Raw genomic sequence first — 26,757 nt, 5'->3', positions numbered from 1 at the left:
CCGGCGGGGAAATGACGGTCCGCAGGGCTCGTCGTCGCACCCCCAGGAGGCGCTGTGCAGAGCACCCCCGACCAGCCGTCACCGCCATCGGACGACCGGTGGCGGATCGTCCGTACCCAGGACGACCTGGACCGGCTCGGCGAGACCGAATCGATCTTCGCGCTGAGCAACGGTTGGGTGGGCTGGCGCGGGACCCTCGACGAAGGCGACCCCTGTGAGATGCCGGGCAGCTACCTCAACGGGTTCCACGAGCGGCGGAAGCTCGACTACCCCGAGGACGGGTACGCCTTCCCGCAGCTCAGCGACACGCTGATCAGCGCGCCGAACGCCACCCTCGTCCGGCTCTGGGTCGGCGGGGAACCGCTGGACATCCGCACCGGAACGCTGCGCACCCACGAGCAGGTGCTCGACCTGCGGGCCGGGGTGGTGGAACGGGTCACCGAGTGGACCTCGCCCGCCGGGCACGGGGTGCGGATCCGCAGCACCCGGCTGGTGTCGCTGCCGCGTCGCCGGGTGGCCGCCCTGGACTGGACGGTGGAACCCCTGGACGACGCGGTGGAGCTGCGGATCTGCGCGGACCTGCTGGCCAACGAGCGGGTCCCGGAGCGCGCCGACGACCCCCGGGCCGCCTCGACGATCCACGATCCGCTGATCGCCGAGCGGCACCACGCCGACGGCACCGACGGCGTCCTGGTGCACCGCACCGAGCACAGTGACCAGCGGATCGCCGTCGCGGTGGCGCACCGGCTGTCGACCTCCCACGAGATCGCCACCAGCACCGACGCCACCGAGGACCGGATCCGACTCACCCTCACCGGGACGGTCGCGCCCGGCGAGCGGGTACGCCTCACCAAATACGTGGCGTACGAGTGGACGCCGGTCGACGACACCGACACCGACGCACTCGCCGACCAGGTGACCGCCGAGGCGTACGCCGCCCGCGAGGCGGGTTTCGACACCCTGCTCGCCGACCAGCGGGCCGCCCTCGACACCGCCTGGCAGACCGCCGACGTGCTGCTCGACGGTGACGAGGAACTGCAACTGGCGATCCGGTTCGCCATGTTCCACCTGATCCAGGCGGGCCGGTCGGACGACGCGTTGAGCATCCCGGCCAAGGGCCTGACCGGTAACGGGTACGACGGACACGTGCTCTGGGACACCGAGCAGTACGTGCTGCCGGTGCTGACGTACATTGCTCCCGGAGTGGCCCGTTCCGCCCTGCGCTGGCGGTACGCGCACCTGCCCCAGGCGCGGGAACGCGCGGCGGAGCTGCGGCTGACCGGCGCGACCTTCCCGTGGCGGACCATCGGCGGCGAGGAGTGCTCCGGCTACTGGCCCGCCGGCACCGCCGGGCTGCACGTCAACGCCGACATCGCCGACGCGGTGCTGCGCTACGCCGCTGCCACCGGCGACGAGGAGTTCCGGGCCGGGGCCGGGCTGGAACTGCTGGTGGAGAGCGCCCGGCTGTGGCACGGTTTCGGGCACTTCACCGACGACGGCGGTTTCCACATCTTCGGCGTCACCGGCCCGGACGAGTACGCCGCACTCGTCGACGACAACGCGTTCACCAACCTGATGGCCCGGCGGAACCTGCGCGGGGCGGCCGACGCCGTCGAGCGGTACCCGGAGGCGGCCGGTCAGTTGGGCGTGGACCCGGCCGAGGTCGCCGGTTGGCGGGCGGCGGCCGAGGCGATGGTGCTGCCGTACGACGCCAAGCGCGGGGTGCACCAGCAGGCGGCCGGCTTCACCAGCCAACCGGAGTGGAACTTCGCCGACACCGGGGACGACGACTATCCGCTGCTGCTGAGCTTCCCCTACCTGGAGCTGTACCGCCGTCAGGTGGTCAAGCAGGCCGATCTGGTGCTGGCCATGCTGCGCTGCCCCGGGGAGTTCACCGCCGAGGAGAAGGCGGCCAACTTCGCCTACTACGAGGCGCGTACGGTCCGGGACTCGTCGCTGTCCGCCGCGCCGCAGGCGGTGCTCGCCGCCGAACTGGGTCACCTCGACCTGGCGTACGACCTGTTCGCCGAGTCGGTGTTGCAGGACCTGTTGGACATCGGCGACAAGACGGGCGACGGGCTGCACCTGGCCTCGCTGGGCGGCTCCTGGCTGGCGCTGGTGCAGGGCTTCGGTGGCATGCGCGACGACCGTGAGCTGCTCTCGTTCGATCCCCGGCTGCCGGACCGGATCGACCGGCTGGCGTTCAGCCTGTGCTGGCACGGCCACCGGCTGCTGGTCACCCTCACCGCCGACGAGGCCCGCTACGAGCTGCCCGACGCCCCGGCCGACACCATCGTCGACCTGTGGCACCACGGCGAGCAGGTGCGGGTGGTCGCCGGCACCCCGACGCACCGCCCGATGCCGCCGGTGCCGGACTTCGGCGACGAGCCGACCGCACCCCCCGGCCGCCGCCCCACCCGCCGCGCCGCCGCCGGCTGAGCCGGCGCCGCACGCTGCTGAGGGCGCCGTGCAGGGGGTGCTGTGTAAGGAAGGGTCCCCTACTAACGCCTCGTGTATAGGAAGGGTCCCTTCCTAACTTCTAGCTGCCCGCCATCCGCTGCTGTACGGCGGCCAGGTCGTCGAAGGCGTACGCCCAGTTGTGGCATTTGAAGCTGCGTAGCCCGTCGATCGGCGAGCGGCAGTCGGTGCAGCGGACACCGGGGATGGCGGCGGGCAGCCCGGTGTTGACGTACCGGCGGTCGCCGAGGATCACGGTGGCGATCATCGCTGGGTCGTGGACGCCCTTCAACGCCGAGGCGACGATGTCGTACCAGGTGATCCGGCGACCGCACTTGGGACAGTCCGGCTGGTCACCGCTGACCCAGAGCGGTGCGCCGATGGTGCGCGGCGGCATGCCGAGCAGCTTCTCGATCCGCCGGACGTCGGCCTCCGGGGTTGTCCAGCGGTGCCGGCCGGGCAGCGACGCGGGTGAGTCGTAGACGGCCTGGAACAGCGTGGGGTCGACCTCCACGGTCTCGCGTTCACTGGTCATCGGCGTCCCTTCCGGTGGTCGGCGCCCCCACCGTGGTGGCCGGCGGGCAGCGGGCACAACCGGATCAACGACACGGCGGCCCGGCCGACCCGCGCAAGGGCGCGCCACCGGCCGGGCCGCCGCTCCCCGAGCGGGCCGCCGCTCCCATGCGGGCCGCCGCTCCCATGCGGGCCGCCGCTCCCATGCGGGCCGCCGCTCCCATGCGGGCCGCCGCTCCCATGCGGGCCGCCGCTTCCACGCGGGCCACCGCTCCCACCCGGATCCCCGCTCCCACCTGGGGCGTCGCGGTGACGGCCACACTCAGGCGAACGTCGTGACAGCGGCGCTCAGGGGCCGTCGTGACGGCGGTGCTCAAGCGGACATCGCGACGGCGGCACTCAGGGGACCGTCGTGACAGCGGCGCTCAGGCCGGCGTCGGGGCGGCGGACCGTGCCGGCTCGGTCAGCGCCGACCGCCGTACGCCCCGGATGATCAGGTAGCCGAGGATCCAGAACTCGCCCACGGTCGCCGGGACGACGAGCAGGTCGGCGAGGATCCCGGAACCGGGTACGAGGTACGTGACGAACGCGTTGAGCACGTAGCCGACGCCTCCGGCCACGAGGGTCCAGCCGAGGACGCGGGGCAGCCAGCCGGAGCGGAGCACGCACCAGCCCATCGGGATCAGCCAGAGCCCGAAGAAGATCCCACCGACCGTCCAGAGGTGACCGCTGACCAGGTACAGCAGTTGCACGGTGGATGCTGCGTCGCCGAACGGGTCGCCGGCCACCTCGACGGCGGTCGCGAGCAGCGCCGCGCTGCCCAGGATGGCGACGGCGTTGACCATGCCGAAGACGGCGATGCTGCCGGCGGCGGTGGCGTCGACGGCGCGGAACAGGCGGTAGAACCAGACGGCGGTGAACGTCTGGGCGAGCACCACGAGCAGTTCCAGGGCGATGCCGACGCGGGCGAGGGATTCGTTGCCGACCAGGTGGGCCAGGGTCGCGTCGGGGTCACCGGCGGCGAAGATCCGGGGCCGGACGGTCAGGAAACCCAGTGCGCCTGCGATGGCGAGGCTGAGGTAGAACAACCCGGTCGCGCGGGCGGTGCGGATCAGGGGGTGCATGGGAAGGCTCCTTCGGGATGCACGTCGGCGCGGCCGGTGTCAGGCCGGCAAGGCGGCGTCGGGTCGGGCAAGGCGGCGTCGGGTCGGAAAGGGCGGCGTCGGGTCGGGCGAGGCGGCGTCGGGCAGGGCAGTGCCGGTCGGCAAGGCAGTGCCGGGCAGGGCAGTGCCAGGCCGAGAAGGCAGCGGCCTTACGACGTAAGGCAACCATACGATGTAAGGTAAAGGGAAGAGGGGGGTCGGATGGGAGCGAGAAGACCTCGGGAGCCGCTGAGCCGGGAGCGCGCCCTCGCGGCGGCGATCGAGCTGGTGGACGCGGAGGGACTGGCCGCGCTGACGATGCGCCGCCTGGCCGCCGGGCTCGGCGTCGAGGCGATGTCGCTCTACTACCACCTGCCGGGCAAGGAGGGACTGCTCGACGGCCTGGTAGAAGCGGTCATCGCCGAGATCGAGGCCGCGGCGGAGGTCGCCGACGCGACGGCGGCCGGCGACGACTGGCGTACGCGTCTGCGACAGCGCTTCCTCGCCGCCCGCGCGGTGATGCTGCGCCATCCGTGGGCGCCCGGCCTGCTCGGCTCCCGCCCGACCGTGCCTTCCGGGGTCTACACCTACTACGATCAGATCATCGCCACGTTGCGCGACGGCGGTTTCTCCTACCGCATCGCCCACCGCGCCCTGCACGCGTTCGGCAGTCTCGCGCTCGGCTTCGCCCAGGAGGTGTTCCGGCCGGCGGCGGCCGGTGGGGCGACCGACGTCGAGGTCGCCGAGGCGGAGCTGGCCGCTATGGCCGAGAGGCTGCCCCACCTGACGGCGATGGTGGCCGCCGAGGCGCACGACGCGGACGATCCCACGCTCGGCTGGTGTGACAGCCAGATCGAGTTCGAGTTCACCCTCGACCTGCTCTTCGACGGCCTCGAGCGCGCCCGGGGGTGACGCGGGAAGCGGTCAGAGCGGGAGCAGGTCCTCGGCCAGGCCGCGTTTCACCTGCCACTCGCCCTCCGCGCCGGTCGGCCAGGGAAAGCCGCCGCTGCCGAAGACCTGGTTCAGGTAGGCGACGAACGAGGTGGTCGTCTCGCCGACGAAGAGCCCGTCCACGCACCCGTCGGGCAGCACGAAGCCGTACGGCCCGCCGCCGCTGGTGTTCTCCTTGTGCAGCCGGTCCGGCGCGACCGGCAGCACGAACACCCCGGGTTCCTCGTCGCTCGCCTGCGCCTCCTGCCAGTCGATCCACTCCTCGTCGTGGTATTCGCGCAGGGACGGCCCGTCGAGGTGGCGGGATCCCTCCAGCTCGATCACCAGCGGGTCGGCCGACGCCGAGTCGGCCCACTCCGGGTGCGTGCCGACCAGCCACACGTCACCCACCAGCCGGACCCAGGAGCACACCGTCATCGGCACCGCGCCGAACCGGTCCCGGAGCCAGTCGGCGCACGCGTCGGCCTGCGCGGTCGGCGGGACGTACGGGTGCGGCACCGGTGTCTGCTCGTCGTCGTTCTCGTGGAACCGGTAGCCGGCGGCGGTCAGCCGCGCCACCACGACCTCGACGTTCTGCCGGGCCCGGCGGGCCATCTCGTCGCAGACCGACTGCGCCTCCTCGGCCAGCTCGGGGCGGAGCCGGATGCCGCTGCCCCACTGGTGCAGCTCGTGCCAGACCTGCTCCCGTTGGCCCCTGCGGTAGCGGCTGAGCCACTGCGGCGACGAGTTCATTGCCGCAGCATGGCGTACGCCTCCGACAGTCCGTCGGCGCGGCGCGCCGCGTGGTGACAGTCGATGTCCACAGGGGACGAAAGGCGGTCCGACATCGGCATCGTCGGGTACCTGGCTCCCCCTTTCGGTCAATTGTTGCTCGCCGTTCGACGTGGGGTTATCCACGATTTGATCGATTACTTCTCGGGTCGCACACATCGGTTTCCGAATATCTGCCGACCGGTCGGTCCAAAACGGTCTTATCGGCCGCTGCGGCCGGCGTTCGACAATCGACGGCCCTGCCTGCGGTGGGCGGCGGTTTGTCGTGGTGGGACGGTCGCTCACTGCGCCCGGGCGGCGACCGTAAGCGCGCACCTTGCTTGCTGTGATCCATGTCTCCTGTTAGAGTGACGCCTCGGGAGCGCTCCCATGAAACAAGCCGGTAATCGGATCCACACGCGGGGACACGTAGTAGGAATATCTGTGGGCCTAATCAGTGGAATCGAATACAGGGAAGCACGTGGGTTATCAGACAAGTACGCACGACGGACTGGCCGAAGAGATCTTTCGGGAGCACCATAGGCGTCTGGAGTCCGCTTCGATCGCGCTGACCCGTAATGCACCGGTGCTCGGTCAGTTGCGGCGCAACGTCCACGCGATCGTCACCGACGTGGCGGAGCAATTCGATCTGCCGGCGTCGGCGGTCGATCCGTCCGCCGATGTCGACGACATCGACGAGGTGGTCGATCATGCGCTGCTGCCCACCGAGATCGGTGTGGACCGGGCGCTGCGCAACATCCATCCGATCGAGTCGTTACGGGCCGCCGCGCTGCTCTTCGAGGTCGCGTTGCCGATCATCCTGCGTCGATACGTCATCACCGATCCGGCCCGGGTCGCGGCCATCGCCCTCGCCCTGCACGACGCCATCTCCCGGCGGGTGTCACTCTCCTCCCTGGCGTACGTGAACTACCTGATCGAGAAGTTGCAGGCGTCGCGCCGCGAGGAGCGTCGTCGGATCGCCCGCGACCTGCACGACCGGCTCGGTCACTCGATCGGCCTCTCCCTGCAGAACCTCGACCTGTCCCGCCACTACGGCACGCACGACCGGCCCCGGGCCGACGCCAAGGTAGGCGCCGCGATGCACGAGATGCGGGAGGCGCTGCAGACCGTCCAGGAACTGACCGCCGAGCTGCGCCGCTCGTTCGGCGCGGACGGCATCGAGCCGGCCCTGCGGGGTTACCTCTCGGCCAGCGTGCCGGCCACCATCCGCACCGGACTGACCGTCACCGGCGATGTCAAGGTCATGCCCCGCGAGGTCGGTGAGGAGCTGTACCTCATCCTGCGCGAGGCCGCCCGCAACGCGGTACGGCACGGCGAGGCCACCGAGCTGCGGATCACGATCGTCGCCACGGAGGACGCCATCAACGCCGAGGTGATCGACGACGGCCGTGGCTTCGACCTGATCGACGCGCAGACCGCCGGTTTCGGGCTCCGGTCCATGGCCGAGCGCGCCGACCTGCTCAACGGCCGGTTCACCATCACCTCCGCACCCGGCAGCGGCACCGTTGTCGCGGTCGAGGTGCCGCTCTACGGCTCGGAAGGATGAACACCTCGGACACCATCCGCGTGGTGGTGGTGGACGACCACAACCTGTTCCGCGAGGGCCTCAAGGAGGTGCTCGGCACGGACCCGAGCATCCGGATCGTCGGTGAGGGTGGCAGCGGCCCGGAGGCGGTCGAGTTGGTCGTCGCCCACCAACCGGACGTGCTGCTGCTGGACGTGGAGATGCCCGGGGCGGGGGTCACGGAGACCATCCGGCAGGTGTTGCACCAGCGCCGGGAGGTGCAGATCATCGTGCTCACCATGCACGACGACGCCGAACTGGTCCGTGAGGTGCTGGAGGCGGGCGCCAGCGCGTACATGTTGAAGACGATCCTGCGGGACGAGTTGCTGGCGGCGGTCCGGTCGGTGCGTCGCCCGTCGGCGAACGTCCTGCTGGCGGTCTCGCGCGGCACGGTCGAGCAACTGGACCGCCGACCGCCCGGCTCGGGCGGGTCGGGTACGGCGCTGACCCAGCGGGAGCGGGAGGTCCTGGTCCTCGCCGCGAGCGCGCTGAGCAACCAGCAGATCGCCTCCCGGCTGCACATCACCGAGGCCACCGTGAAACGGCACCTGACCAATGCGTACGCCAAGCTGAACGCCGTGTCCCGGGTGGACGCGATCCGCAAGGCGGTCGCCCGCCGGATCATCTCCGACGGGCAACGACTCTCCCGCTGACCCGGAGAGACCGGCGGGGTGGTCGCTCAGCTCGCGAGGCACTGGGCGATCACCGTCAGGTGCACCGCGTACTGGGTGACCATGAAGGCCCGGTAGGGGCGGCGTCGGCGGCTGCGGTCGCCGTGGCTGATCCGGGTCAGTACGCAGACGCCCAGCACCACCGCACCGGCCAGCAGCAGTCCGGCCGCCGGCACCAGGGTCGGCTCCGCGGCGGCGACCGTGGCCAGTCCCGCCGCGACGAGCAGCGCGCCGGTGGCGAGCAGCCCCCGCGCGACGCGTTCGGGCAGCACGATCGGCAGGGTGTGCCGACCGGCCAGCCGGTCGCCGGCCACGTCCGGCAGATCCTTGGTCATGCCCACCAGGCCCATCCAGAACGACAGCGCCACGGCCACCGCCGCCGCCCGTGGGTCCGGTACGCCGCCGCCGGCCGCGTGCCAGCCCGCCAGATAGGTGACCAGGCCGCCGGCCACCACCACGCCGACGAAGCCGGGCAGGTTGGCCTTCTGCGGCCGGGGTGCGGCCGAGTAGAGCCAGCCGAGCGCCAGCATGGCCGCCACCAGGACGGCGAAGCCGGCGGAGACCATCAGGCCGAGGGTCATCGCGAGCAGGCTGAGGGCGGCCGCCGCCCCACCGGCGGAGGCGGCGGACAGCGCCCCGGTGGCGAGCGGCCGGCCCGAGCCGTTGTGCCGGTCCTCGGTGCGGTCGCAGAGGCCGTTGAGCAGATAGACCTGCCACGTGGCGCAGAGCCAGGCCAGCGCGCCGACTGTCAGGTCCCGTACCGCGGTCGGATGAAATGGTGGTGCGGCCAGCAGCGCGCCGGTCAGGAAGCGGAGCTGGAAGACGGCCTGCACCACCGGACGGCTCTCCGAGAATGAGAGGCCGACGACGCGGGACAGCGAACCGCTCGACAGCGGATCCGCAATCGACTGAATAGACATCGGCGCACCTCGAATAGCGACACGGCATTGATGCGTCTATTCTCGGTCAGTCAGGTGGTAATTTGGCTCCGTCAACAACGGCAGATTCGTCTACTACTTTGGTCGTAGACCGTCTGCCACCTTCGCGCGGTGGAACCACCACCTCCGTAGCTACCACTACTGCGGCCATTGCCGGATGTTTATGGTGGCCCTGCGACGCTATTTCAACGAGCGGAAGCGAGACGGGGAAATGGTGCAGAAGATGATCTGGCCGGTGATGTCCGCCGGGTACCGGCCGACACTGCCGACCGACGATCTGACGATCGCCGTGGTGGTCGACAACGAGGTGACCCGGCGCGGGGTGGCGGCCGTCGTGCAGCAGGTGCCGAAGGTGCGGTTACGGGCCGGACCGGACGGTGCGGACGTGGTCATCGCCTCGCCCCGGGCCCTCAGCCGTGCCGACACGCTGCGAGGGCACGACGACGGGCGGCAGCACAAACTCCTCGTGCTGCTCGACGAGCCGGACCAGGTCGACATCGTGCGATGGCTGACGCCGGATGGCTACCTCCTGGCCACGGACCTGACGCCGGAATCGCTGCACCGCACGCTGGCGCAGCTGGCCGACGGCCAGGTGGTGGTGCCCGCGGAACTGAGCCGGCACCTGCTCAAGCTGGCCACCGGCCGGACACGGCGGGACCGGGGCCGGTCGCCGGTGCTCACCGCCCGGGAGCGGGAGACGTTGGCGCTTCTCGCCGAGGGGCTGAGCAACCGGCAGATCGGCCGTCGACTCGGTGTCTCGGAACACGGCGCCAAGCGGCTGGTCGGCAGCATCATGACCAAACTGGACTCACCGAACCGCACGCTCGCCGTGGCGATCGCCCTGCGGGAACGGCTCATCCAGGCCGAACCGGCGTAGTCCCGGCCAGGTCCGCACCACCACCCGGTAGTCGGAGGTCCCGGTCAACGCGACCGAGGCCAGGTGCCCGTCGCCGAGCGTGAGATCCCGCACCATCCACGGGCCGGGCAGGCCGGTCCCGCCCCGGCAGCGCAGGCCGCGACCGTGCGACTGCGATCCGGCGACCCGTACCCGGAGTCCCTGCACCAGCCGCCCACCGCTGGCCTTCACGCAGGCTTCCTTGCGGGTCCAGTAGCGCAGGTACCACCAGTCCCGGGCCGGACCGCGAGCGCGACCGACCCGGAACGCCTCGCCCGGCGGATAGAACCGCGTCGCCAGCCGACCCGACGGAGACGGCGTACCGTCCGGGTCCGGTCGGGCCAGGCGCTCCACGTCGACCCCCACCTCCCGCCCGGTGGTGACCGCCAGCAGGGCCAGGTCGGCCGAGTGGGTCAGGTTGACCTTCATCTCCGGCCGCCCGAGCAGCGCCGGCTTGCCGTGCCGACCCCGCTGCCAGACCACCTCCTCCGGCGGTACGCCGAGGTAGCCGCCGAGGATCAGTCGGCTGGTGGCGTGCGCGTGGACGTAGCGGCGGCGGTGGCGAGCGTCGCCGAGCCGGTCGGCCCGGCGACGCTCGTGCGGGTCCAGCAGACGGGCCGGATCCGGATCACCGGCGAGTGGACGGCCCAGCGGTATCCGCCAGACGTGGACGACGCCGTCGAGACGCATCACGGTGCTCCGGTGGCCGCCAGGACCCGTTCCTGCGCCGCGACCGTCACCAGCAACTCCTCGATCTCCCGCAGGATCTCGGCGGCGTCGCTGCGGCCGAGCCGGGTGGTGTCGGCCCGTACGGTCAGCTCCAGCCGGTCCGGCCCGTCCTCGATCACCTTGAGGAAGAAGGTCAGCTCGTCCACCTCGTACCCGGGACCAAAGGTGAGCCGGCTGGTCGCCTGGGCGGTACGCAGCCGCTCGGCGGTCACCTCCTCGATCCGGCCGGTGTCCGGCCCGACCTGTCGCAGGTCGTTGAAGTAGCAGGACGGGTCGGCGGTGGCGGCCAGCGTGCCGCGTAGTGCGCTGATCTCCTGCCGGTCGCTGATCCCGCTGCGGTACGCCTTCATGGCTGTGCCCCAGCAGCTCCGGACCAGCGCGGCGAAGTCCTCGGCGGACACGTCGATCGTGGCCGGCACGTCCTGCACCAGGTTGCCGACGTAGCCCCGCAGCTCCGGCCGGTGCCGGTTGCCGGCGATCAGGATCATCGGCACCCGGTCGTGGCCGGTACGCCGACCGAGGACCTTCGCGGTGGCCGTGAGCAGCACAACCGAGCTGCCGGTGGCGTACCGGGTGGCGAGGGCGTCCAGGGCCAGCTTGATCGCGCTGGAGCTGAGCGTGGCGACGGCGTACCGGAGGTCCTCCGGCTCGCGGGGCGTGAAGATCGCCGACGGGGCGGTCGTCAACTGCTCCCGCCAGTAGGCCAACGAGCGTTCCTGGACCCGTCGCCCCGGCTCGCTCCGCTCGAACTCGGCCAGCTCGACCGGCTGCATCGCGGGCGGTGGCAGCTCCTCGCCGGCCAGCAGTCGGGCTAGTTCGCCGCCGATCACCCGGGTACCCAGGTAGTCGGTGGCCGCGTGCGACACGCAGGTGATCACCACCCGGGGTGCGCCGTCCAGCACGCCGACGGCGGGCCGGATCGGCCACTCGGTCGTGTGGTCGAAGCGGTGCCCCCGGACCCGCGCCTCAAGGTCGTCGACGAGCGCCCGTGGGTCGGGGTCCTCGGCGGTGGCCTCGCAGATCTCCACCGGCAGCTCACCGGCGGCCATCACCTGCTGCGTCAGGTTCCCGTCCGGGGCCCGGTGGAAGAGGGTGCGCAGCGCCTCGTGCCGGCGGACTAGGGCGTCCAACGCGGCGAGCACGCCGGGCAGGTCCACCCCCTCGGGCACCGGGGTGAAGACCGTCGAGTTGTAGAAGGAGGTATCCGGCATCTGCCGGTCGATGTCCACCCAGATGCTGCGCTGGCCCAGGGTGGCGGGGGCGAGCACGCCCCGCTCGCCGTCGATGCGTACCGTCTGCCGGGTCAGTCGCGCCATGCCGCCGCCTCCTTCTCTTCCTGGTCGTGCTCGGTGGTCTCCGGGGTCGCGGTGCCCGCTCGCCGACGGACGAAGAGGACGGTGGCGACGACGGCGGCGATGCCGAACAGGTTGGCGATCGCGATCGTCCAGTAGAGCGGCTCGGGTCCACCGGCGGACCGGGCCAGGTAGCCGCCGACCGCCACGATGCCGCCGAAGTAGACGACGTTCAGGGCGATCGCGAGCGGCCCGCCGCCGACCTGCTCCAGCACCGTGAGCGCGGCGAGGACCAGGCCCATCAGCACGAAGGTGGGCGCGACGATGCCGAGGTAGCGGGACGCCTCGGCGGCCACCGCCGGGTCGGCCGCGGTCACCCGGGCCAGCCAGTCCCGGCCGGTCCAGACCACCAGGGCGCAGACGACGTAGAACGCGGCGGTCACCTGGAGGCCGGCGCGCAGCACGCCGGGCATCCGGTGGCTCTCCCCGGCGCCCCGGTACTGGTTGGCGACGATCGCGGTGGCCGCGCCGATCGCCACACCGGCGACGATCACCACGCTCTGTACCACGTACGCCACCGCGAAGCCGGAGACCACGGTCGCGCCGAAGGCGCTCACCACCCAGGTCAGCGCGAAGTTGCTGGCGAAGATGGCCACGTACGAGGCGAAGACCGGCAGTCCCACGCCGGCCAGCAGGCCGAACAGGTCGGGTCGCCAGGCCAGGGACGTGCCGGGCCGCCACACACCGGTACGCCACAGCAGGTAGCCACCGAGCGCGCTGCCGACCACGCCGGACGCGGCGATGGCGATCGGCACCGACCACAGGCCCAGGCCCAGCCCGCCGGGCAGGCCGAGCGCGGCCACGCCGACGATCTCCACGGCGGCGGCGGCGAGCAGCACCGCCGCGCCCTCCCGGGGGCGTCCCGCGCCCCGCAGGGTGGCTCCGCAGAGCACCGACCCGAGTCCGAGCAGCGCAGCCAGGCAGACCCATCGGACGAACCACACGAAGTCGCTCTGTGCCGCCGCGTCGACCCCGAACAACCGGGCCATCCCCGGGGCGGCCAGACCGAGTAGCAGCAGCACCACGACCGATGCCACGGCACCGATGCGGGCGAACCCGGCCAGCGCCCGGATGCGGCTCTCGGCGTCGTCGCCGCTGAGCGCCGACGCGACCTGGTTCGGTACGGCGAGCCCGGCGTGCAGGGCGATGATCACGAACATGATCGGGGTGAACAACGAGCGAATGTAGAGCGAGTCGTCGCCCATCCGGCTCATCAGGGCGACCACCACGAGCGGGACCAGGACGCCCACCAGGTCGCCGAGAACCATCGGCGAGGCCTGGCGCAGCACCTGGCGGCGGTACTCAGTCATCGTCGAACCTGCCCTTGGTCAGTGCGTGACACACGGTGAGCCGCTGCACGTTGCGGGTGCCCTCCATGAACTCGACCCCCCGTGCGTCGCGGGCCAGCTTGTCCAGCCAGGGATGCGCGAACCGGGAGCCTGGGCCGAGGATCCGCAACGCCTGCTGGGTGGCCTCCTCGGCGAGCTGGGCGGCCTGCGCCTTCGCCGCCGAGGCGTAGTAGCCGTTGCGGGCGTCCCGGTCCACCTCGTGGGCGGCGCGCAGGATCAGTTGGCGTGTGGTGTGTACGCGATGACCCAGCCGGTCCAGCTCGTCCCGACCCCGTCCGGACTGCGATCGAGCATACTCGATGGCCGCCCGCGCGATCCCCAACGCGATGGCGGCCACCCCGGGGCGCAACAGGTTGAACGTCCGCAGGGCGCTCCACATGCCGCGCGCCGAGGCCGGTAGGTGGGCACCGAGGATCCGGCCGGGTGCCACCGGCACGCCGTCGAGGCGGATCGCGCTGATCTGCGCGCCGCGCAGACCGACGGTGTCCAGCGCCTCCGCGTGGTAGCCGGGGGCCGACGTCTCCACCAGCACCGCGACCACCCCGAGCGGCCCCGAGCCGGTACGCGCGAAGACCGTGCCCACCTCGGCGCGGGTCGCGTTGCCGACGTACCGCTTCTCGCCGTGCAGGGTCGCCGACCCGTCCGGCGCCTTGCGCAGCTGGGTGCTCAGCGACATCGCGTCCGAGCCGCGCGCCGGCTCGGTCAGGGCGAAGAACGTCCAGGTGGGACGCGACCGTACCCGCCCGAAGTACCACTCCTGCTGGGCCTCGTCGCCGAGCATCCCGACCAGGACGCCGGAGAGCGAGGCACCCGGTGAGGCGAGGAACATCCCGGCGTCGCCGAAGGCGATCTCCTCGGCGGCGACCACCCGCTCCACGGCGGTGCTGCCGTAGTACGTGTACCTGCCGATCCGCATCGGGTCCGGTTGCAGGTGCGCGGGGATCATCGTCTTGCCCACGTAGTCCACCGCGGGCAGGTCCAGGTGCCGATAGACGGTGTCCGGGTCGCGCTCCAGGTCGAAGGAGTACGGCCGCAGCTCGGCGGCCCACTCCCGGGCGTGCTCGCGCAGCACGCGCAGCCGGTCATCCGGCTCGATGATCGCCATGGTCAACTCCGTCGAGGTACGCGTCGGCCAGCAGTTCGGACAGGTGCGCGATCCCGCCCGGCCCGTCGGTGAGGAAGCCGCCGGCACCGAGCAGCCGCAGCGACGCGCGGTCGGCGTCGGTGAGCTGCCGGTGCAGGTACGCGGCGAGGGACGGGTCCGGGTCGTGCTCCAGCGCGTCGAGGACCGCGGCGACGCCCTGCTGCTCGGTGACGATCTCGGCGAGGCTGCCCTGGACCAGTTGCTGCTGGATCAGCGGCACACCGCCGGTGGTCCGGCCGGTCAGGTACTCCCGGGCCTGGTCGAGCAGCCACTGCGAGACGCCGAGCCGCATCCAGGTCAGGCCGAGCACCCACCCGGCGGGCCGGTTGTCCGTCCCACCGGACCGATGCTGCCGCTCGGGCGGGCACAGTCCGTGTCCGCGCGGCCCGTGCACCGTCTCCGGTGCGTCGGTCGCGGTCACCAGCGCCGTCCAGCCCGCCACCAGTCCGTCCCGGCGGGCGACCGTCCGGCAGTCGGCCAGCGCGACCACCGCCTGTGCGGTCACCACGTCGGGTCCCAGGCGAGCACGTTGAGGTAGCGCAGCACCGGGTCGTACTCGGCCAGCACGGTCCGGCCGGTCAGGTGCCGGGCGGTGGTCCAGATCCCGGTGCAGAGCGCGCCCGATGCGACCCGGTGCACCCGCTCGGCCCGCAACTCGACCTCGGCGGTGACCGGCACGTCGTACCCGGCCACCAGCTCGAACGGACGGCCGTCCCGGGCCGAGATCTCGTCCAGGACGTCGACCAGCAGCGCCGCTGCCGCCGCCGAATCGACCTGGGTGCGCTGGGCGAGCAGCACACCGGCCTCGCCGGGGGCGGTCGGCCGGAAGGCGTACGCCACCGCGACGTCCTCGGCCGGCACCCGCTCGGTCGCGTCCACCTCCCACGGGAGGTTGCGCTGGTCGAGGACGACAAGTGCGGTGCGGGCGTCGGCTGCGGCGTCGCGCAGGTGGTCGGCGGCCAGCCGCAGTGCGGTGAACGGCGCGGTGGCGCCTTGGTCGCTGACGCAGAACACGGTCGGGCGACCGGGTGCCGCCTCGACCAGGTAACACCCGGCCGAGGCCCGGGAGTCGATGTCCGGCGTGGCGAACGCGAGGACGACCCGGCGCAGCGCGTCCACGCCCGGAGTCAGCTCGGCCACCACCGTCGACGCCATCGTCGTGTACGAGGTGACCTGGGCCTTGGCGAGGAACTCCGGGTCGTAGGAGCGGCCGTAGGCGCCCACCATGTCGGCGAGGTAGCGGTCCAGGCCGTCGTCCTCGATCGGCCCGTTGCCGCGAAAGGTGCGGGCGGCGGACGCCGCCGGCCGGACCGGTAACTCCCGCAGGAGGCCGGTCCGGTCGGCGGCGAGCCGTGGTGCGACTGTGGTGAACACGGTCAGCGGCTCACGTGCTCGTTGACGTACTCGGAGAGGGTGGTGACGGTCTCGAAGTGCCGCTGCTCCAGGTCGTCGGGGTCGAACTCGGCGCCGAGCTCGTTCTCCAGTTCGAGCAGCAGCTCCAGCACGCTGGTCGAGTCGAGCCCGAGGTCGTCGAAGAGCCGGGTGTCCGGGGTGATGGTGGCGACGTCCCGCTTGAGGACGGCGGCGAGCGCGGTCCGGACGCTGGCCACCACGGCCTCGTCCACCACCGGAGCCTGGGGCTGCCCCTGCACAATCGTCTCGGTCATGACACGCGAATCCTTTCGTTCGAGGGGTGTCCGTTGCTGGTGACGGTCGACACGAGCCGGGCCGGTGCGGCCAGCTCGTCGTGCGTCGGCTGTCGGCTGAGCAGGTCCTCCGGGTCGTCCCGGTGCCGGACCAGGTAGGCGTGTCCCTCGTGGACCAGCACCTCGGCCGGGTAGCCGTGGCTGAGGAAGTGCACGGGGGAGGCGGTCGGCCCGTACGCCCCGGAGCGCAGCACCCCGATGAGGTCGCCGGGACGGACCGTCGGCAGCGGCACGTTCTTGCCGATGGTGTCGTTGGGCGTACAGAGCGGGCCGGTGACCTGCCACTCCGCCACGGCCGGTTCGGCCGGACGGTTGAGCAGGACCATCGGGTAGTTGCGCTTGACGAAGGAGCCGGTCCCGACGGCCGCCATGTGGTGGTTGGTGCCACCGTCGGCGACGGCGAAGCGCTGGCCCATCGACTCCTTGACGTAGCGGACGCCCACCACGTACACGCCGGCGGGCGCGGTCAGGTACCGACCCAGCTCCATGATCACGCGGGTGTCCGGGTGCCGGTCGCGGAACGCCGCGACCACCGGGTTCACCCGCTCGGCCACCAGGGCCGGGTCGAGGTCGGTCTCGCCCTCGAAGTACGCCACGCCCAGCCCGCCGCCGATGTCGACCATCTCCAGCGGGAAGCCGTGCCGCTGCGCCAGCCGCTCGGCGAGGTCCAGGATCCGCGCGGTGTTCTCGGCGATGACCTCCTCGCTGAGGATCCGGGTGCCGAGGTAGGCGTGCACGCCCATCACCCGGACGTTCGACAGGACGCCCAGGTCGGGCGCGGCGAAGAGCTGCGCCTCGTCGATGCCGAACTGACGAGGCTTGCCGCCCATGGTCAGCCCGCCGCCCTTGACCGCGAACTCCGGGTTGACCCGGAGCGCGACCGGCGCGACGACGTCGTGTTCGGCGGCCACCTCGTTGAGCAGTTCCAGCTCGCCGAAGGACTCGACGACCACCGCGTACACCTGCTCACGCAGGCAGGCGGCCAGCTCGTCGCGGCTCTTGCCGGGCCCGAGGAAGATGATGTCCCGGGGTGCCACCCCGGCCCGCCGCGCGGTGATCAGCTCGGTCAGCGACGACACCTCGGCGCACGCGCCGTAGCCGTGCAGCACCGCGCAGACCGACAGGTTGGGGTTGGCCTTCAGCGAGAAGAACATGTCCACGGCGGGGTGCAGCCGGTCCCGCAGGCCCTGGTACTGCCGCCGCAACTGCTCGCCGTCGTAGACGAACATCGGCGTGCCGAATCGCTCGGCCAACTCGGTGATGCCGATGCCCTGCACGTCGTGCTCGGCGGTCATGATCCGGTCCTTTCGGTCAGGCCGGCGACGACGCCGGCCACGTGTTCGTCGAGCTGGCGCACCCGCTCCTCGGTCGGCGCGATGACCAGCGCGTAGAGCCGGCCGTCGAAGCCGCCCTCGCCACCGGCCGCGGCGTTGACCGTGGCGAAGTTGTTCACCAGGACGCCCTCCTCGCCGGCCCGGGTGAGCAGGACGTCGCCGATCGCCCCGTGCAGCCGCTTGAACGGCAGCGGCTCGGGCAGCCGCAGCGGGTACTGCCGGGCCAGCGCCACCCAGCCGGCGGGGACGAAGCGCTCCTGCAACGGGAGCTGGTAGGTGGACATGTTGTTGCGGGCGTTGATCTCGGTGACCGGGAAGAGGCGCTCGTCGTCGCCGACCATCGCGTCCACGCCGACCACCCCGACGTACCCGTCGGCGTGCAGCCGCTCGCCGAGCAGCCGGGCCGCCTCCCGGATCTCCGCCTCCTGGCGCGCGTCGAGCCGGGCCGGGATGCGGTGTCCCTTGTGCACGCCGGACTCGGTGATCGCCTCCTTGACGAAGTCGAACCGGACGTCGCCGTCGCGCCCCACGGTCATCTGGTAGTTGAGGTCGGCCCGCTTGGCCACGAACTCCTCCACCACCAGGGCGACCCGGTCGGAGCCGGTGGTGCGCGCCTTGCGGCTCACCATCCGGTCCATCTGGTCCAGCCGACGCGGGTCGTCGACCACGACGATGCCCTTGCCGGAGACCCCGTACGCGTCCTTCACCACGACCCGGCGGCCGGCCGTGAGGACCTCCTTGGCCCAGGCGACCGCCGCCGACCACTCGGCGATCGTGACGCAGCCCCGACCGGCCGGCTGCCGCAGGCCCACCTCGTCGGCGACCTGCCGGCTGTAGACCTTGCTGTTGACCGCCTTGCAGGTCGGCGCGGAGCTGCCGGCGATCCGGACGCCGGTGCGGGCGGCGATCTCCTCCTCCAGCACCGAGACGCCGTGCACCGACAGGTACGCGCCCTGCTCCGCCCACTGCGCCATCCGGCTCAGCAGGTCGGAGTCGGCGAGTACGTCCTGGCTGACGGTGTGCTGCGGGTTCTGCGCCGCGACGGTGTGGATCTCCGGGAGCTGGACCCCCAGGCCGGTGAGGAAGGCCAGGTAGTCGGGATCGGGGGCGGCCTTGAGCAGCACCCGGTCACCCGGTCCGGCGAGCAGCAGCGCGAACTCGTCCATCCGGTTCACCACCGCGCTTCCGGTGCCGAACGCCATCCGGGGCAGGCCCGGCTCGTCCTCGCCCCACACGTCCTCCACCTCGAAGTTGCCGAGGAAGACGAAACGCGCGTCCGGGTCGCCGGTCACCGCGGTCTTGAGCCGGGGTATGAACGGTGTGGTCATCATGCCTCCTAGTGCTCGAAGACCATGGCGGAGAAGGTCGCGCCGAGCCCGACGGCGACCATCAGGTAACGGTCGCCCGGCGCGAGCCGCTCCAGTTCCAGGGCCGTCTGGTAGTTGATGAAGGAGTCGGCGCAGAAGCAGTGGCCGGTCGAGGCGACGTTGTCCAGCAGCACCCGGTCCACCGGGTAACCGAGCTGCTTGCACAGCCGCACCCAGGAGAGCCGGTTCACGTTGTGCGGCAGGATCAGGTGCACGTCGGAGAGCGCGACACCGGCCTGCTCGACCGCCGCCAGGACCACCTCGGCGAGACCGTCCTGATAGATCGCCTCGAACTCGGCGGCCCGCGCGGCGTCCATCCGTAGACCGGCGTTGAACTGCCCGTACGTCCGGGTGGCGTAGCCCAGCAGCCGGTCGTGGTCGCCGCCGAGGCCGACCAGGACGGCGGCCGAGCCCTCACCCATGAAGGTGGTGTTCGGGATGAGCTGGGCGGTGGGAGTGAACGCCTTCTCCCCGGCGAAGACCAGGGCCAGCGCGTCCGGGTCGCCGTCGGCGGCCAGCAGCTCACCGGCGAGGTGCACGGCGAGCAGCCCCGACGCGCAGGCGTGCTGGGTGACCGCGAACGAGACCGCGTGCTCCAGGCCGAGCGCGGTGCGGACCTGGTGCAGCGGGTTCTCCGGGTACGGCGCCACGGTCTGCAACGTGCGGGCCTGGAGCACGTACCTGACCTGGCTCTCGCGTCCGGTCAGCGCGGTCAGCTTGCCGGCCGCGTTGATCATCATCTGGGCTAGGTCGCCGTCCGGGTCGTAGCGCACCTCGGACAGCCCGTAGAAGCGGCGGAACGTCGCCACCTGCTTCGGGTCCATCGCCAGTTGGGCACCGATCTCCTCGATCGGCACGACCGACGACGGGAGATAGGCGGAGACCGCCTCGATGGTGGTCACCGGGCACCCGCGGGTTCCTGCTCGGCGATCAGTTCGGTCAGGTGCGCGGTCAGTTCGTCGATGGTCGGGTGGTCCCAGACCAGGGTCTCGCTGAGCCGCATGTCCAGGTGCGTCTCGATGTCGCCGCAGAGGGCGAGCGCATAGACCGAGTCCAGGCCGTACTCGGCGAGGCGGACGGTGGGGTCGATCTCGTCCTCGGGCCGGCGCAGGTACTCCGCGACGCAGCGGGTCAACCAGGAACGCAGGTCGCCCGCGCCCTCGGCGTTGGATGCCATGTGGGTTTCCTTCCTCGAATGGTTGGCGGTGCGGACTGGCTCCCGGGTCACCCCGGCAACACCCGGCGGGACAGGTCGAAGCTGCGTCGCTCCGCGTGCCGGGCGGCCAGTTCCTGATAGAGCGGCTCGCGGTGGTCGCCGGGGCGGTCGTCGCCCGGACGGCCGAGGCTGCGGGCCAGCCGGTCCAGCGCCGCGGTGACCCAGGCCGGGTCGTCGTCGCGGGCCAGCCAGACGTTCAGGCAGGCCGAGGCGGCGAGCACGGTGGCGTACCGGGCGGGCAGGTCGAGCACCTCGACGCGGGCGTCCACGCCCAGGTCCGAGGGGTGCAGCGCGGCGCCCGCCTCGGCGAGGTCACCGAGTTCGGCCCGGAACTGCTCGGCCAGCCGACGGAGTCGCTGCTGCTCCGACCCGTCACCGAGCCGGTCGACGGCCGCGCCCAGCGACCCGGCCAGGCCGTCCAGTCCACCGGCGGAGACCCGCAGCCGCTCGAACGGCAGCTCGGGCAGTTCCTCGCCGATCCGGAACAGCGCCGGGTCGGCCGGCTCCGGGTGCACCCAGCCGCGTCGTGCCAGCAGCGGCACCTGGGGAAGCATGGTGCCCAGGCAGGCGACCCGGGCGGCGTGCCCGAACCCGGCCGGGGCCAGGTCGCGCAGCAGTTTCTGGAAGATCGCGTACCGGCCCTCGCGCAGATAGAAGTGCGCCCCGAGCACCAGGGAGAGCTGGTGCATCGAGTCCATCAGCCGCTTGGCGACCAGGTACTTCACGGCGGAGGCGTACATGCTGGTCTGGCCGGGCAGCAGATGCAGCGCGCGGGCCGCGACCAGGCCGAGGCTGTCGCAGATCAACAGATCCAGGTACGCGTCGACGAGCAGCCGCCGCACCTCGGGCTGGTCGGCGACGCGGTGCCCGTAGAGGCGTCGGTCGGCGGCGAAGTCCATGGTCGACCGCAGGCCCGAGTCGAGGACACCGGCGAGCATGCTCGGGATCGCGGTGCGGGTGAGCTGGAACGAGCGCAGCGCCGTCTCGATGCCCTGACCGGGCCGACCCACCACCGCCTCGTCGTCCACCGGGCAGTCGGTGAACTCGATGCCGCCCAACTGCACGCCGCGCATGCCCACGCTCGGGTAGCGGGCCAGGTCGCGCATCGCGCCGTCCGGCAGCGTCTGCTTGTCCACCAGGATCTGCGAGTGGCTGCGGCTGCCCGGCCGCTCGTCGGTGCGGGCCAGCAGCACCAGCCCGCGTGCCCGCGTGACGTTGGTGACCACCTCCTTGCGCCCGGTCAGCCGCCACCCGCCGGACGTGCCCGGTCGGGCCGCGAACTCGGCGCGGGAGAAGTCGTTGCCGTGCGCCAACTCGTGGTACGCCGAGGCGATCTTCTGGTTGGAGAGCAGCGTGTCGGCGACCCAGCGGGTCTGCGTCGGCGAGCCGGAGGCCCACACGTTGACAGACGAGATGAACGAGCTGACGCCGTAGCCGAGGCCCAGCGACGGGTCCCGCCGGAACACCGTCCGCAGCACCTGGATCAGGTCGTCGGCCCCGGCCAGCCGCCCGCCGTGGCGGCGCGGCACGAATTCGGCGTTGAGGCAGTACGCGTCGAGGGCCCGCTCGGCCGCCCCGAACACCTCGTCCTTCTCGTCGGCGGCCAGCGCGGCGGCGGCGCCGGTCGGGTTGCCGTCGTCGGACGGGTCGCCGAGCAGGCGTTCCAGCTCGTCCAGCCGGGCGGGGGCCGTCATGACAGCTCCTTGAGGTCGTCGGTGAGCCGGTCGAAGGCGGCGGGATCGGGCCGGAGACCACCGAGGCGGCCGACGATCAGGGCCAGCGTGGCGGCCAGTTCCGGCCGGGCCGGCTCGGCGGACCACCGGTGCAGTACGGCAGCGGCGGCCAGGCACCACTCGTACCGTCGGGCCAGCTCGAACGCCTCGACCCCGGCCGTCACGCCCTGCGGCGGCAGGGCGGCCATCTCGTCGTGCAGCCGCTCGGCGGAGTCCAGGACGTGCGCGGCGAGCCGGACCACGCTCTCCGGTGCCGACGTGCGGACCTGCTCCAGCAGGAACGGCAGGCTCTGCACCAGGCTGCATCCGGCGCGCGAGAACAGCTCCAGGCGGCTCGGGTCGGTGGGCGCGCCCACCTCGACGCCGCGCAGCCCGGCGACGTCCCGGACCCGCTGCCGCCAGCCGGCCACCAGACGCGGGAACTGGGTGATCAGCGAGTGCCGGTTGACGAAGGTGTTGCCGTCGAAGATGCCCACGATGCGGTGATCCCGTTCCAGCTTCTGGAACGCGCCGTCCGCGTACACGGTGGTGAGGAACGCGCGGGCGCCGAGCAGCTCGCCGCAGCGCGCGATCGCCTCGTCGACCAGGCTCGGCGTCAGCGCCTTCGCCACCGCCGAATAGACGCTCATCTCGCCGGTCAGCGCACCGGCCGCCCGTCCGGCGAACAGCACCACCGACTCGGCCACCAGCGCGGCGGCGGAGATCTCCCCGAAGCTGCGCCGCACGTGCGGCAACTCGATCAGCCGACGGCCGTAGAGTTCCCGCTCCCGCACGTACCGCAGGGTCAGTTCCCGGGCGTGGTCGACCGCGCCGAGCGAGAGCCCGGCCGCCATCACCCGGGTCAACTGGAGTGCCTTGAGCACGATCTCCAGGCCCGCCCCGGGCCGCCCGACCAGCGCCTGTGCCGGCACCACCGCACCGTCGAACGCGATGCCGCTGATGTCCGCGCCCCGGATGCCGTGCGTACGCGCCTTCGGCAACGTGCGGTAGCTGCCCGGGGCGAGCCGGTCCTTGTCGACCAGGAACAGGCTGTGGCCGCGTGCCCCGGCGTCGGTCGAGGTGCGGGCGAGCACGCAGACCGTCCCGGCCCGGGTGGCGTTGTTGATCGGCCACTTCTCGCCGTCCAGGCGGTACCCGTCCGGACACTCGGTGGCGGTCAGCTCGCCGGCCACCAGGTCGCTGCCGTGCCTCCGCTCGGTCAGCGCCCAGGAGACCACCGCACCGGCCCGGACCCGCGCGCCGAGCCGCTCGGCCCGTTCCGGGTCACCGGCCACCCAGACGCAGACCGCACCCAGGTAGGTCTTGGCGTGCGCGATCGCGGCGGTCAGGTCGTGCCGGGCGATCGTCCGGACCACCTCGACGAGCTGCGTGTGATCGGTCGACGCGCCGCCGAAGCGCGCCGGCACGTACCAGTCGGGAACGCCCAGCTCGTCCAGCAGCCGTACGGCGTCGGTGGGGAACGTCTCGGTCCGGTCCAGCTCGGCGACCCGGTCCGGGCGGAACGCCTCGGCCGTGGCCAGGGCGGCGTCCAGCAGGCCCGGTGAGATGGTGGTGACGGCGTTCATCGGGCCACCCCGGCCAGCTCACGATCCCGGTCGACGGCGTCCAGGTGCGCGCGGACCTCCGGGGTGAGGTCGGCGTACGTACCGGCGAGCGAGCCCTCCTGGAAGGCGCGACGGACCGCGACCCGCTGGATCTTGCCGCTGGTGGTCCGGGACACCCCGCCCGGGCGGACCAGCAGCACGCTCGCCTCCACCCCGAACTCGCGGGACAACCGGTGCCGCACCGCCGCCGAGATCCGGGCCAACTCCTCCGGCGTCGCCCGGCCCGCCCGTACCTCGTGCACCAGGACCACCTGCTCCTCGGGCACCGGCACGCTGAACGCGGCACCGACACCGAGCGCCAGCGCGGGATGCACGGTGCGCGCCTCGGCCTCCAGATCCTGCGGGTACAGGTTGCGGCCCCGGATGATCAGCAGCTCCTTGATCCGCCCGGAGATGTACAGCTCGTCGTCGAGGCGTACCCCGAGGTCGCCGGTGCGCAGGAAACCGCGCTCGCCACAGGCGGTCTCCGCGTCGAAGACGGCGGCCGTGGCCTCGGGGTTCTCCCAGTACCCGCGCGCGACGCTCGGGCCGCGCAACCAGATCTCGCCCACCTCGCCGTCGGGGAGCAGCACGTGGCGCTCCGGGTCGACGATGCGGATGTCCATCTCGGACGTCGCGCCACAGCCGACCAGGTCACGGGTGGCCTCGTCGGCGTCCAGCCCGACCGGTCGGGCCTGCCCCCGGCCCAGGTGCTCGGCGTCGACCCGGGTGATCCGGGGGAGTCGGTACTGCCCGGCGCAGGAGACCGCAAGCGTCGCCTCGGCCAGCCCGTAACCCGGCCCGATCGCCTCCGGCCGCAGGCCGTAGGGCCCGAACCGGTCGCGGAAGCGTGCCAGCGTGCTCGCCTGGACCGGCTCGGCGCCGTTGACCGCGACCCGCCAGCGGGACAGGTCCAGGCCGGCGAGCCTCTCCTCGGCGATCCGGTTCAGGCACATCTCGTAGGCGAAGTTGGGCGCCGGGGAGATCTGCACGTCGAAGCGGTCGACCAGGAACAGCCAGCTCTGCGGGTGTCGCAGGAACACCGAGGCGGGCATGTGCACGGTGGTGCTGCCGACGTACAGCGGGGAGAGGAAGAGCCCGATCAGGCCGAAGTCGTGGTGCATCGGCAGCCAGCCGCCGTGCCGGGCGTCCGACGGCGCGCCGAGGATGCGCTGGTAGACCCCCGCGTTGTCGGCCAGGTTGCCGTGCGTCACCACCACGCCCCGGGGCTGGCTGGTGGACCCGGACGTGTACTGGAGGAAGGCGATCCGGTCCGGGTCGTCGGGCAGGGCGCGGAACTGCCCGACGTCGGGCAGCGCGGTCGCGTCGGTCACCAGACGCGGCAGGTCGCCCACCCCGGCCGCCTCCGCCCAGGTGGCCACGTCACCGGCCACCCGCTCCTCGGTGAGCAGGGCGGCGGCCCGCGCGTTGCGGACGATCGCGGTCAGTCGCTGGCTGCGGTGCTGCTGCCCGTCCGGCACCGGCACCACGATCGGGATGACCCCGGAGTACAGGCAGCCGAGGACGGCGAGGGCCAACTGCGGACCCGGCGGGTAGAGCAGCATCGCCCGGTCACCGGCGTCCAACCGGTTTTGGAACAGCGCGCCGACCCGGCGGGCCGCGTCGTGGATCTGGGCGTACGAGTAGCTGATCGGGGCGTCGTCGCGCATCGGGTCGGCCACGTAGGTGAACGCGGTCCGCTCGCCGAACTGCGCGGCGTTGACCTCCATCCGGGCACTGAAGCTGGTCACCGTTCACGCTCCTGCTGAGTCGTCTGAATCGAGATCGCTCGGTTGGGGCACAGTTGCGCGGCCTCCCGGACGGCCGGGACCCGATCCGGCTCCGGCTCGGCCACCAGCAGCACGACCGTCCCGTGGTCGTCCTCGTCGAACACCTCCGGCGCGAGCCGGACGCAGTGCCCGGCGCCGAGACAACGCTCCGCAGCGACGGTGAGCAGGGGCGTCATCGGGTCACCACCGCACCGGCAGCCGACCGAGCCCGAACACCACGCCCTGCCGGACCGGGATCTGCTCGACCGGTACGGCCAGGTGCAGCCCGGGAAGCCGGGTGAACAGGGCCCGCAGCGCGATCAGCAGCTCCAGCCGCCCCAGGTGCTGGCCGACGCACTGGTGGATGCCGAAGCCGAAGGTCAGGTGGCCGCGCGCCGCCCGTCGTACGTCCAGCACGTCGGGATCGGCGAACCGCTCCGCGTCCCGGTTGGCTCCGGGCAGCAGCAGCACGATGCCCTCACCGGCCCGGATCAGCTCGCCGTCCACCTCCAGGTCGGCGGTGGCGACGCGGACCGTGGCGCCGGTGAGCGACAGGTACCGCAGCAGCTCCTCGACCGCGTCCGGCCAGCGCTCCGGCTCGGCCCGCAGCAGGTCGAGCTGGGTACGCTCGGTGAGCAGCGTGAGCACGCTCATGCCCAGCGTGTTGACGGTGATGTCCTGCCCGGCCAGCACGATGGCGATGCCCAGCCCGGCCGCTTCCTCGACGGTCAGCTCACCCTCGTCGATCCGCTCGGCGAGATCCCGCAGTTGACCGTCCCGCAGGTCGTCCCGACCGTCGGTGAGCAGGTGGGTCAGGTAGCCGGTCATCGACCGGACCGGGTTGAACCGCTTGTAGGTGACCGTCTGGAAGTGCTCGACGTCCGCCTCCGGCACTCCGAGCAGCCGGCCCAGGACCTCCGCGACCAGCGGCTTGGCGAACACGTCGAGCAGGTCCACCGGCGGCGACTCGGCCAGCATCCGGTCCAGGTAGGCGTCGGTGTACCGGACGATCTCCGGTTCCCAGGCGCTGATCCGCTTGAAGGTCAGGCTGGGCAGCACCGCCCGCCGTTGCCGCGAGTGCTCCGGCGGATCGGTCCGCAGTAACGCCTCGATGGTCGCCGAACCGCTCTGCCGCAGCCCCGCCATGCCGGGCACCGGCAGCGGCATGTTCGGCTGCCGGACGTCCACACTGGTGTCCGGGCTGGCCAGGACCGTCCGGGTCGCCGCGTACCCGGTGACCACCCAGACCGGACGGCCGTCGAACAGCCGCGCCCGGGTGACCGTCCCGCGTTCCCGCAGCCCCCGGTATTCCTCCGGCGGCTGGTACGGACATCTGCGTTCCAGGGGCAGCTCGGGTAGCTGCGTGATGTCTTCCGTGGCCACGGCTCTGCTCACCGGTACCGCCCCTCTCTCCCCCGCTTGTCTCATCGAAGACGAGTCTGCGGAGGTGAGAGAGCTTCGATAAGAGACCGCCGGGCGGCGGAAAGAGCGCCCGGCCGGGTATACCCGGCCGGGTATGGGCCGTTCGGTCGACGGTCGGTCGTATCCGAAGTCCGGAAGGCGACACCTCACT

The 26,757-nt window shown here is 72.0% G+C and carries 25 protein-coding genes; 5 read left to right on the top strand and 20 right to left on the bottom strand.

Annotation, left to right across the window (positions count from 1 at the left end):
- Positions 1–54: 54 nt before the first annotated feature.
- The gene (locus ACZ31C_RS03140) at positions 55–2,439 is read left to right on the top strand and encodes a glycoside hydrolase family 65 protein (protein ID WP_465793965.1); all 2,385 of its coding nucleotides are present in this window, start codon (positions 55–57) and stop codon (positions 2,437–2,439) included.
- 100 nt (positions 2,440–2,539) lie between these two features.
- Here the strand turns inward: ACZ31C_RS03140 and ACZ31C_RS03135 are convergent, their stop codons facing one another.
- Both ACZ31C_RS03135 and ACZ31C_RS03130 read right to left on the bottom strand, forming a co-directional pair.
- Entirely contained in the window at positions 2,540–2,992 is a 453-nt protein-coding gene (locus ACZ31C_RS03135) for a hypothetical protein (RefSeq protein WP_350697538.1), read from the bottom strand.
- A 403-nt stretch (positions 2,993–3,395) separates the two neighbouring features.
- Complete coding sequence (locus ACZ31C_RS03130) at positions 3,396–4,094, bottom strand: DUF4386 domain-containing protein (RefSeq protein WP_465793964.1); 699 nt, start codon at positions 4,092–4,094, stop codon at positions 3,396–3,398.
- A gap of 240 nt (positions 4,095–4,334) precedes the next feature.
- On the opposite strand from ACZ31C_RS03130, the gene ACZ31C_RS03125 reads away from it, so the two are divergent.
- Positions 4,335–5,024, top strand: coding sequence for a TetR/AcrR family transcriptional regulator C-terminal domain-containing protein (locus tag ACZ31C_RS03125; protein WP_465793963.1), 690 nt, complete (start codon positions 4,335–4,337; stop codon positions 5,022–5,024).
- Positions 5,025–5,036: 12 nt separating this feature from the next.
- Here ACZ31C_RS03125 and ACZ31C_RS03120 read toward each other — a convergent pair whose 3' ends face one another.
- The gene (locus tag ACZ31C_RS03120; RefSeq protein ID WP_465793962.1) at positions 5,037–5,795 is read right to left on the bottom strand and encodes a hypothetical protein; all 759 of its coding nucleotides are present in this window, start codon (positions 5,793–5,795) and stop codon (positions 5,037–5,039) included.
- A gap of 499 nt (positions 5,796–6,294) precedes the next feature.
- On the opposite strand from ACZ31C_RS03120, the gene ACZ31C_RS03115 reads away from it, so the two are divergent.
- Complete coding sequence (locus ACZ31C_RS03115) at positions 6,295–7,380, top strand: sensor histidine kinase (protein ID WP_449953843.1); 1,086 nt, start codon at positions 6,295–6,297, stop codon at positions 7,378–7,380.
- Entirely contained in the window at positions 7,377–8,051 is a 675-nt protein-coding gene (locus tag ACZ31C_RS03110) for a response regulator (protein ID WP_465793961.1), read from the top strand. The genes ACZ31C_RS03115 and ACZ31C_RS03110 overlap by 4 nt, the downstream gene beginning before the upstream one ends.
- A gap of 26 nt (positions 8,052–8,077) precedes the next feature.
- Here ACZ31C_RS03110 and ACZ31C_RS03105 read toward each other — a convergent pair whose 3' ends face one another.
- Positions 8,078–8,989, bottom strand: a complete 912-nt coding sequence (locus ACZ31C_RS03105; protein ID WP_465793960.1) for a UbiA family prenyltransferase — start codon at positions 8,987–8,989, stop codon at positions 8,078–8,080.
- Between the two features lie 229 nt (positions 8,990–9,218).
- Between ACZ31C_RS03105 and ACZ31C_RS03100 the strand changes: the two genes are divergently transcribed.
- The gene (locus ACZ31C_RS03100; RefSeq protein WP_465793959.1) at positions 9,219–9,884 is read left to right on the top strand and encodes a helix-turn-helix transcriptional regulator; all 666 of its coding nucleotides are present in this window, start codon (positions 9,219–9,221) and stop codon (positions 9,882–9,884) included.
- Here the strand turns inward: ACZ31C_RS03100 and ACZ31C_RS03095 are convergent.
- The 16 genes from ACZ31C_RS03095 to ACZ31C_RS03020 are packed head-to-tail and all read right to left on the bottom strand — an operon-like array spanning position 9,816 to position 26,579.
- Positions 9,816–10,592 (bottom strand): 4'-phosphopantetheinyl transferase family protein, encoded by a 777-nt coding sequence (locus ACZ31C_RS03095; RefSeq protein ID WP_465793958.1) that lies wholly within the window; start codon positions 10,590–10,592, stop codon positions 9,816–9,818. The two genes, ACZ31C_RS03100 and ACZ31C_RS03095, sit on opposite strands and share 69 nt — an antisense overlap.
- Positions 10,592–11,947 carry a condensation domain-containing protein gene (locus ACZ31C_RS03090; RefSeq protein WP_465793957.1) on the bottom strand — a complete coding sequence of 452 codons (1,356 nt, stop codon included), beginning with the start codon at positions 11,945–11,947 and terminating at the stop codon, positions 10,592–10,594. The genes ACZ31C_RS03095 and ACZ31C_RS03090 overlap by 1 nt, the downstream gene beginning before the upstream one ends.
- Positions 11,935–13,293, bottom strand: a complete 1,359-nt coding sequence (locus ACZ31C_RS03085) for an MATE family efflux transporter (RefSeq protein ID WP_465793956.1) — start codon at positions 13,291–13,293, stop codon at positions 11,935–11,937. Before ACZ31C_RS03085 ends, ACZ31C_RS03090 begins: the two co-directional genes overlap by 13 nt.
- Positions 13,286–14,437, bottom strand: coding sequence for an acyl-CoA dehydrogenase family protein (locus ACZ31C_RS03080; RefSeq protein WP_465793955.1), 1,152 nt, complete (start codon positions 14,435–14,437; stop codon positions 13,286–13,288). The genes ACZ31C_RS03085 and ACZ31C_RS03080 overlap by 8 nt, the downstream gene beginning before the upstream one ends.
- Positions 14,415–14,984 carry an acyl-CoA dehydrogenase family protein gene (locus tag ACZ31C_RS03075; protein ID WP_465793954.1) on the bottom strand — a complete coding sequence of 190 codons (570 nt, stop codon included), beginning with the start codon at positions 14,982–14,984 and terminating at the stop codon, positions 14,415–14,417. Before ACZ31C_RS03075 ends, ACZ31C_RS03080 begins: the two co-directional genes overlap by 23 nt.
- On the bottom strand, positions 14,978–15,850 hold the full coding sequence (locus tag ACZ31C_RS03070) for a hypothetical protein (RefSeq protein WP_465793953.1): 873 nt from the start codon (positions 15,848–15,850) through the stop codon (positions 14,978–14,980). The genes ACZ31C_RS03075 and ACZ31C_RS03070 overlap by 7 nt, the downstream gene beginning before the upstream one ends.
- A gap of 2 nt (positions 15,851–15,852) precedes the next feature.
- Positions 15,853–16,143, bottom strand: coding sequence for an acyl carrier protein (locus ACZ31C_RS03065; RefSeq protein ID WP_350697526.1), 291 nt, complete (start codon positions 16,141–16,143; stop codon positions 15,853–15,855).
- Positions 16,140–17,477: a type III PLP-dependent enzyme gene (locus ACZ31C_RS03060; RefSeq protein ID WP_396741321.1), complete on the bottom strand. Its 1,338-nt coding sequence runs from the start codon at positions 17,475–17,477 to the stop codon at positions 16,140–16,142. The genes ACZ31C_RS03065 and ACZ31C_RS03060 overlap by 4 nt, the downstream gene beginning before the upstream one ends.
- Positions 17,474–18,844 (bottom strand): preATP grasp domain-containing protein, encoded by a 1,371-nt coding sequence (locus ACZ31C_RS03055; protein WP_465793952.1) that lies wholly within the window; start codon positions 18,842–18,844, stop codon positions 17,474–17,476. Before ACZ31C_RS03055 ends, ACZ31C_RS03060 begins: the two co-directional genes overlap by 4 nt.
- 8 nt (positions 18,845–18,852) lie before the next feature.
- A complete protein-coding gene (locus ACZ31C_RS03050; RefSeq protein ID WP_465793951.1) occupies positions 18,853–19,785 on the bottom strand; it encodes a 3-oxoacyl-[acyl-carrier-protein] synthase III C-terminal domain-containing protein in 933 nt (310 codons plus the stop codon).
- Positions 19,782–20,060, bottom strand: coding sequence for an acyl carrier protein (locus ACZ31C_RS03045; RefSeq protein ID WP_350697522.1), 279 nt, complete (start codon positions 20,058–20,060; stop codon positions 19,782–19,784). Before ACZ31C_RS03045 ends, ACZ31C_RS03050 begins: the two co-directional genes overlap by 4 nt.
- A 47-nt stretch (positions 20,061–20,107) precedes the next feature.
- Positions 20,108–21,793: an acyl-CoA dehydrogenase gene (locus ACZ31C_RS03040; RefSeq protein ID WP_465793950.1), complete on the bottom strand. Its 1,686-nt coding sequence runs from the start codon at positions 21,791–21,793 to the stop codon at positions 20,108–20,110.
- A complete protein-coding gene (locus tag ACZ31C_RS03035; protein ID WP_465793949.1) occupies positions 21,790–23,397 on the bottom strand; it encodes an acyl-CoA dehydrogenase family protein in 1,608 nt (535 codons plus the stop codon). Before ACZ31C_RS03035 ends, ACZ31C_RS03040 begins: the two co-directional genes overlap by 4 nt.
- Positions 23,394–25,166, bottom strand: a complete 1,773-nt coding sequence (locus ACZ31C_RS03030) for a fatty acyl-AMP ligase (protein WP_465793948.1) — start codon at positions 25,164–25,166, stop codon at positions 23,394–23,396. Before ACZ31C_RS03030 ends, ACZ31C_RS03035 begins: the two co-directional genes overlap by 4 nt.
- On the bottom strand, positions 25,163–25,381 hold the full coding sequence (locus ACZ31C_RS03025; RefSeq protein ID WP_396741309.1) for a ferredoxin: 219 nt from the start codon (positions 25,379–25,381) through the stop codon (positions 25,163–25,165). Before ACZ31C_RS03025 ends, ACZ31C_RS03030 begins: the two co-directional genes overlap by 4 nt.
- A gap of 4 nt (positions 25,382–25,385) precedes the next feature.
- Positions 25,386–26,579, bottom strand: coding sequence for a cytochrome P450 (locus ACZ31C_RS03020; protein WP_465793947.1), 1,194 nt, complete (start codon positions 26,577–26,579; stop codon positions 25,386–25,388).
- Between the last annotated feature and the right edge of the window lie 178 nt (positions 26,580–26,757).

Source organism: Micromonospora sp. NPDC023869, assembly GCF_055559695.1.
The sequence above is the reverse complement of the archived record's forward strand: the minus strand, read 5'-3'. Positions and strand labels throughout refer to the sequence as shown.

Excerpts from the sequence above, each read along its gene's own strand:
- ACZ31C_RS03135 (WP_350697538.1), bottom strand. The coding sequence starts at position 2,992 with ATGACCAGTGAACGCGAGACCGTGGAGGTCGACCCCACGCTGTTCCAG.
- ACZ31C_RS03130 (WP_465793964.1), bottom strand. The coding sequence starts at position 4,094 with ATGCACCCCCTGATCCGCACCGCCCGCGCGACCGGGTTGTTCTACCTC.
- ACZ31C_RS03125 (WP_465793963.1), top strand. The coding sequence starts at position 4,335 with ATGGGAGCGAGAAGACCTCGGGAGCCGCTGAGCCGGGAGCGCGCCCTC.
- ACZ31C_RS03120 (WP_465793962.1), bottom strand. The coding sequence starts at position 5,795 with ATGAACTCGTCGCCGCAGTGGCTCAGCCGCTACCGCAGGGGCCAACGG.
- ACZ31C_RS03110 (WP_465793961.1), top strand. The coding sequence starts at position 7,377 with ATGAACACCTCGGACACCATCCGCGTGGTGGTGGTGGACGACCACAAC.
- ACZ31C_RS03105 (WP_465793960.1), bottom strand. The coding sequence starts at position 8,989 with ATGTCTATTCAGTCGATTGCGGATCCGCTGTCGAGCGGTTCGCTGTCC.
- ACZ31C_RS03100 (WP_465793959.1), top strand. The coding sequence starts at position 9,219 with ATGGTGCAGAAGATGATCTGGCCGGTGATGTCCGCCGGGTACCGGCCG.
- ACZ31C_RS03095 (WP_465793958.1), bottom strand. The coding sequence starts at position 10,592 with ATGCGTCTCGACGGCGTCGTCCACGTCTGGCGGATACCGCTGGGCCGT.
- ACZ31C_RS03090 (WP_465793957.1), bottom strand. The coding sequence starts at position 11,947 with ATGGCGCGACTGACCCGGCAGACGGTACGCATCGACGGCGAGCGGGGC.
- ACZ31C_RS03085 (WP_465793956.1), bottom strand. The coding sequence starts at position 13,293 with ATGACTGAGTACCGCCGCCAGGTGCTGCGCCAGGCCTCGCCGATGGTT.
- ACZ31C_RS03080 (WP_465793955.1), bottom strand. The coding sequence starts at position 14,437 with ATGGCGATCATCGAGCCGGATGACCGGCTGCGCGTGCTGCGCGAGCAC.
- ACZ31C_RS03065 (WP_350697526.1), bottom strand. The coding sequence starts at position 16,143 with ATGACCGAGACGATTGTGCAGGGGCAGCCCCAGGCTCCGGTGGTGGAC.
- ACZ31C_RS03060 (WP_396741321.1), bottom strand. The coding sequence starts at position 17,477 with ATGACCGCCGAGCACGACGTGCAGGGCATCGGCATCACCGAGTTGGCC.
- ACZ31C_RS03055 (WP_465793952.1), bottom strand. The coding sequence starts at position 18,844 with ATGACCACACCGTTCATACCCCGGCTCAAGACCGCGGTGACCGGCGAC.
- ACZ31C_RS03045 (WP_350697522.1), bottom strand. The coding sequence starts at position 20,060 with ATGGCATCCAACGCCGAGGGCGCGGGCGACCTGCGTTCCTGGTTGACC.
- ACZ31C_RS03040 (WP_465793950.1), bottom strand. The coding sequence starts at position 21,793 with ATGACGGCCCCCGCCCGGCTGGACGAGCTGGAACGCCTGCTCGGCGAC.
- ACZ31C_RS03035 (WP_465793949.1), bottom strand. The coding sequence starts at position 23,397 with ATGAACGCCGTCACCACCATCTCACCGGGCCTGCTGGACGCCGCCCTG.
- ACZ31C_RS03025 (WP_396741309.1), bottom strand. The coding sequence starts at position 25,381 with ATGACGCCCCTGCTCACCGTCGCTGCGGAGCGTTGTCTCGGCGCCGGG.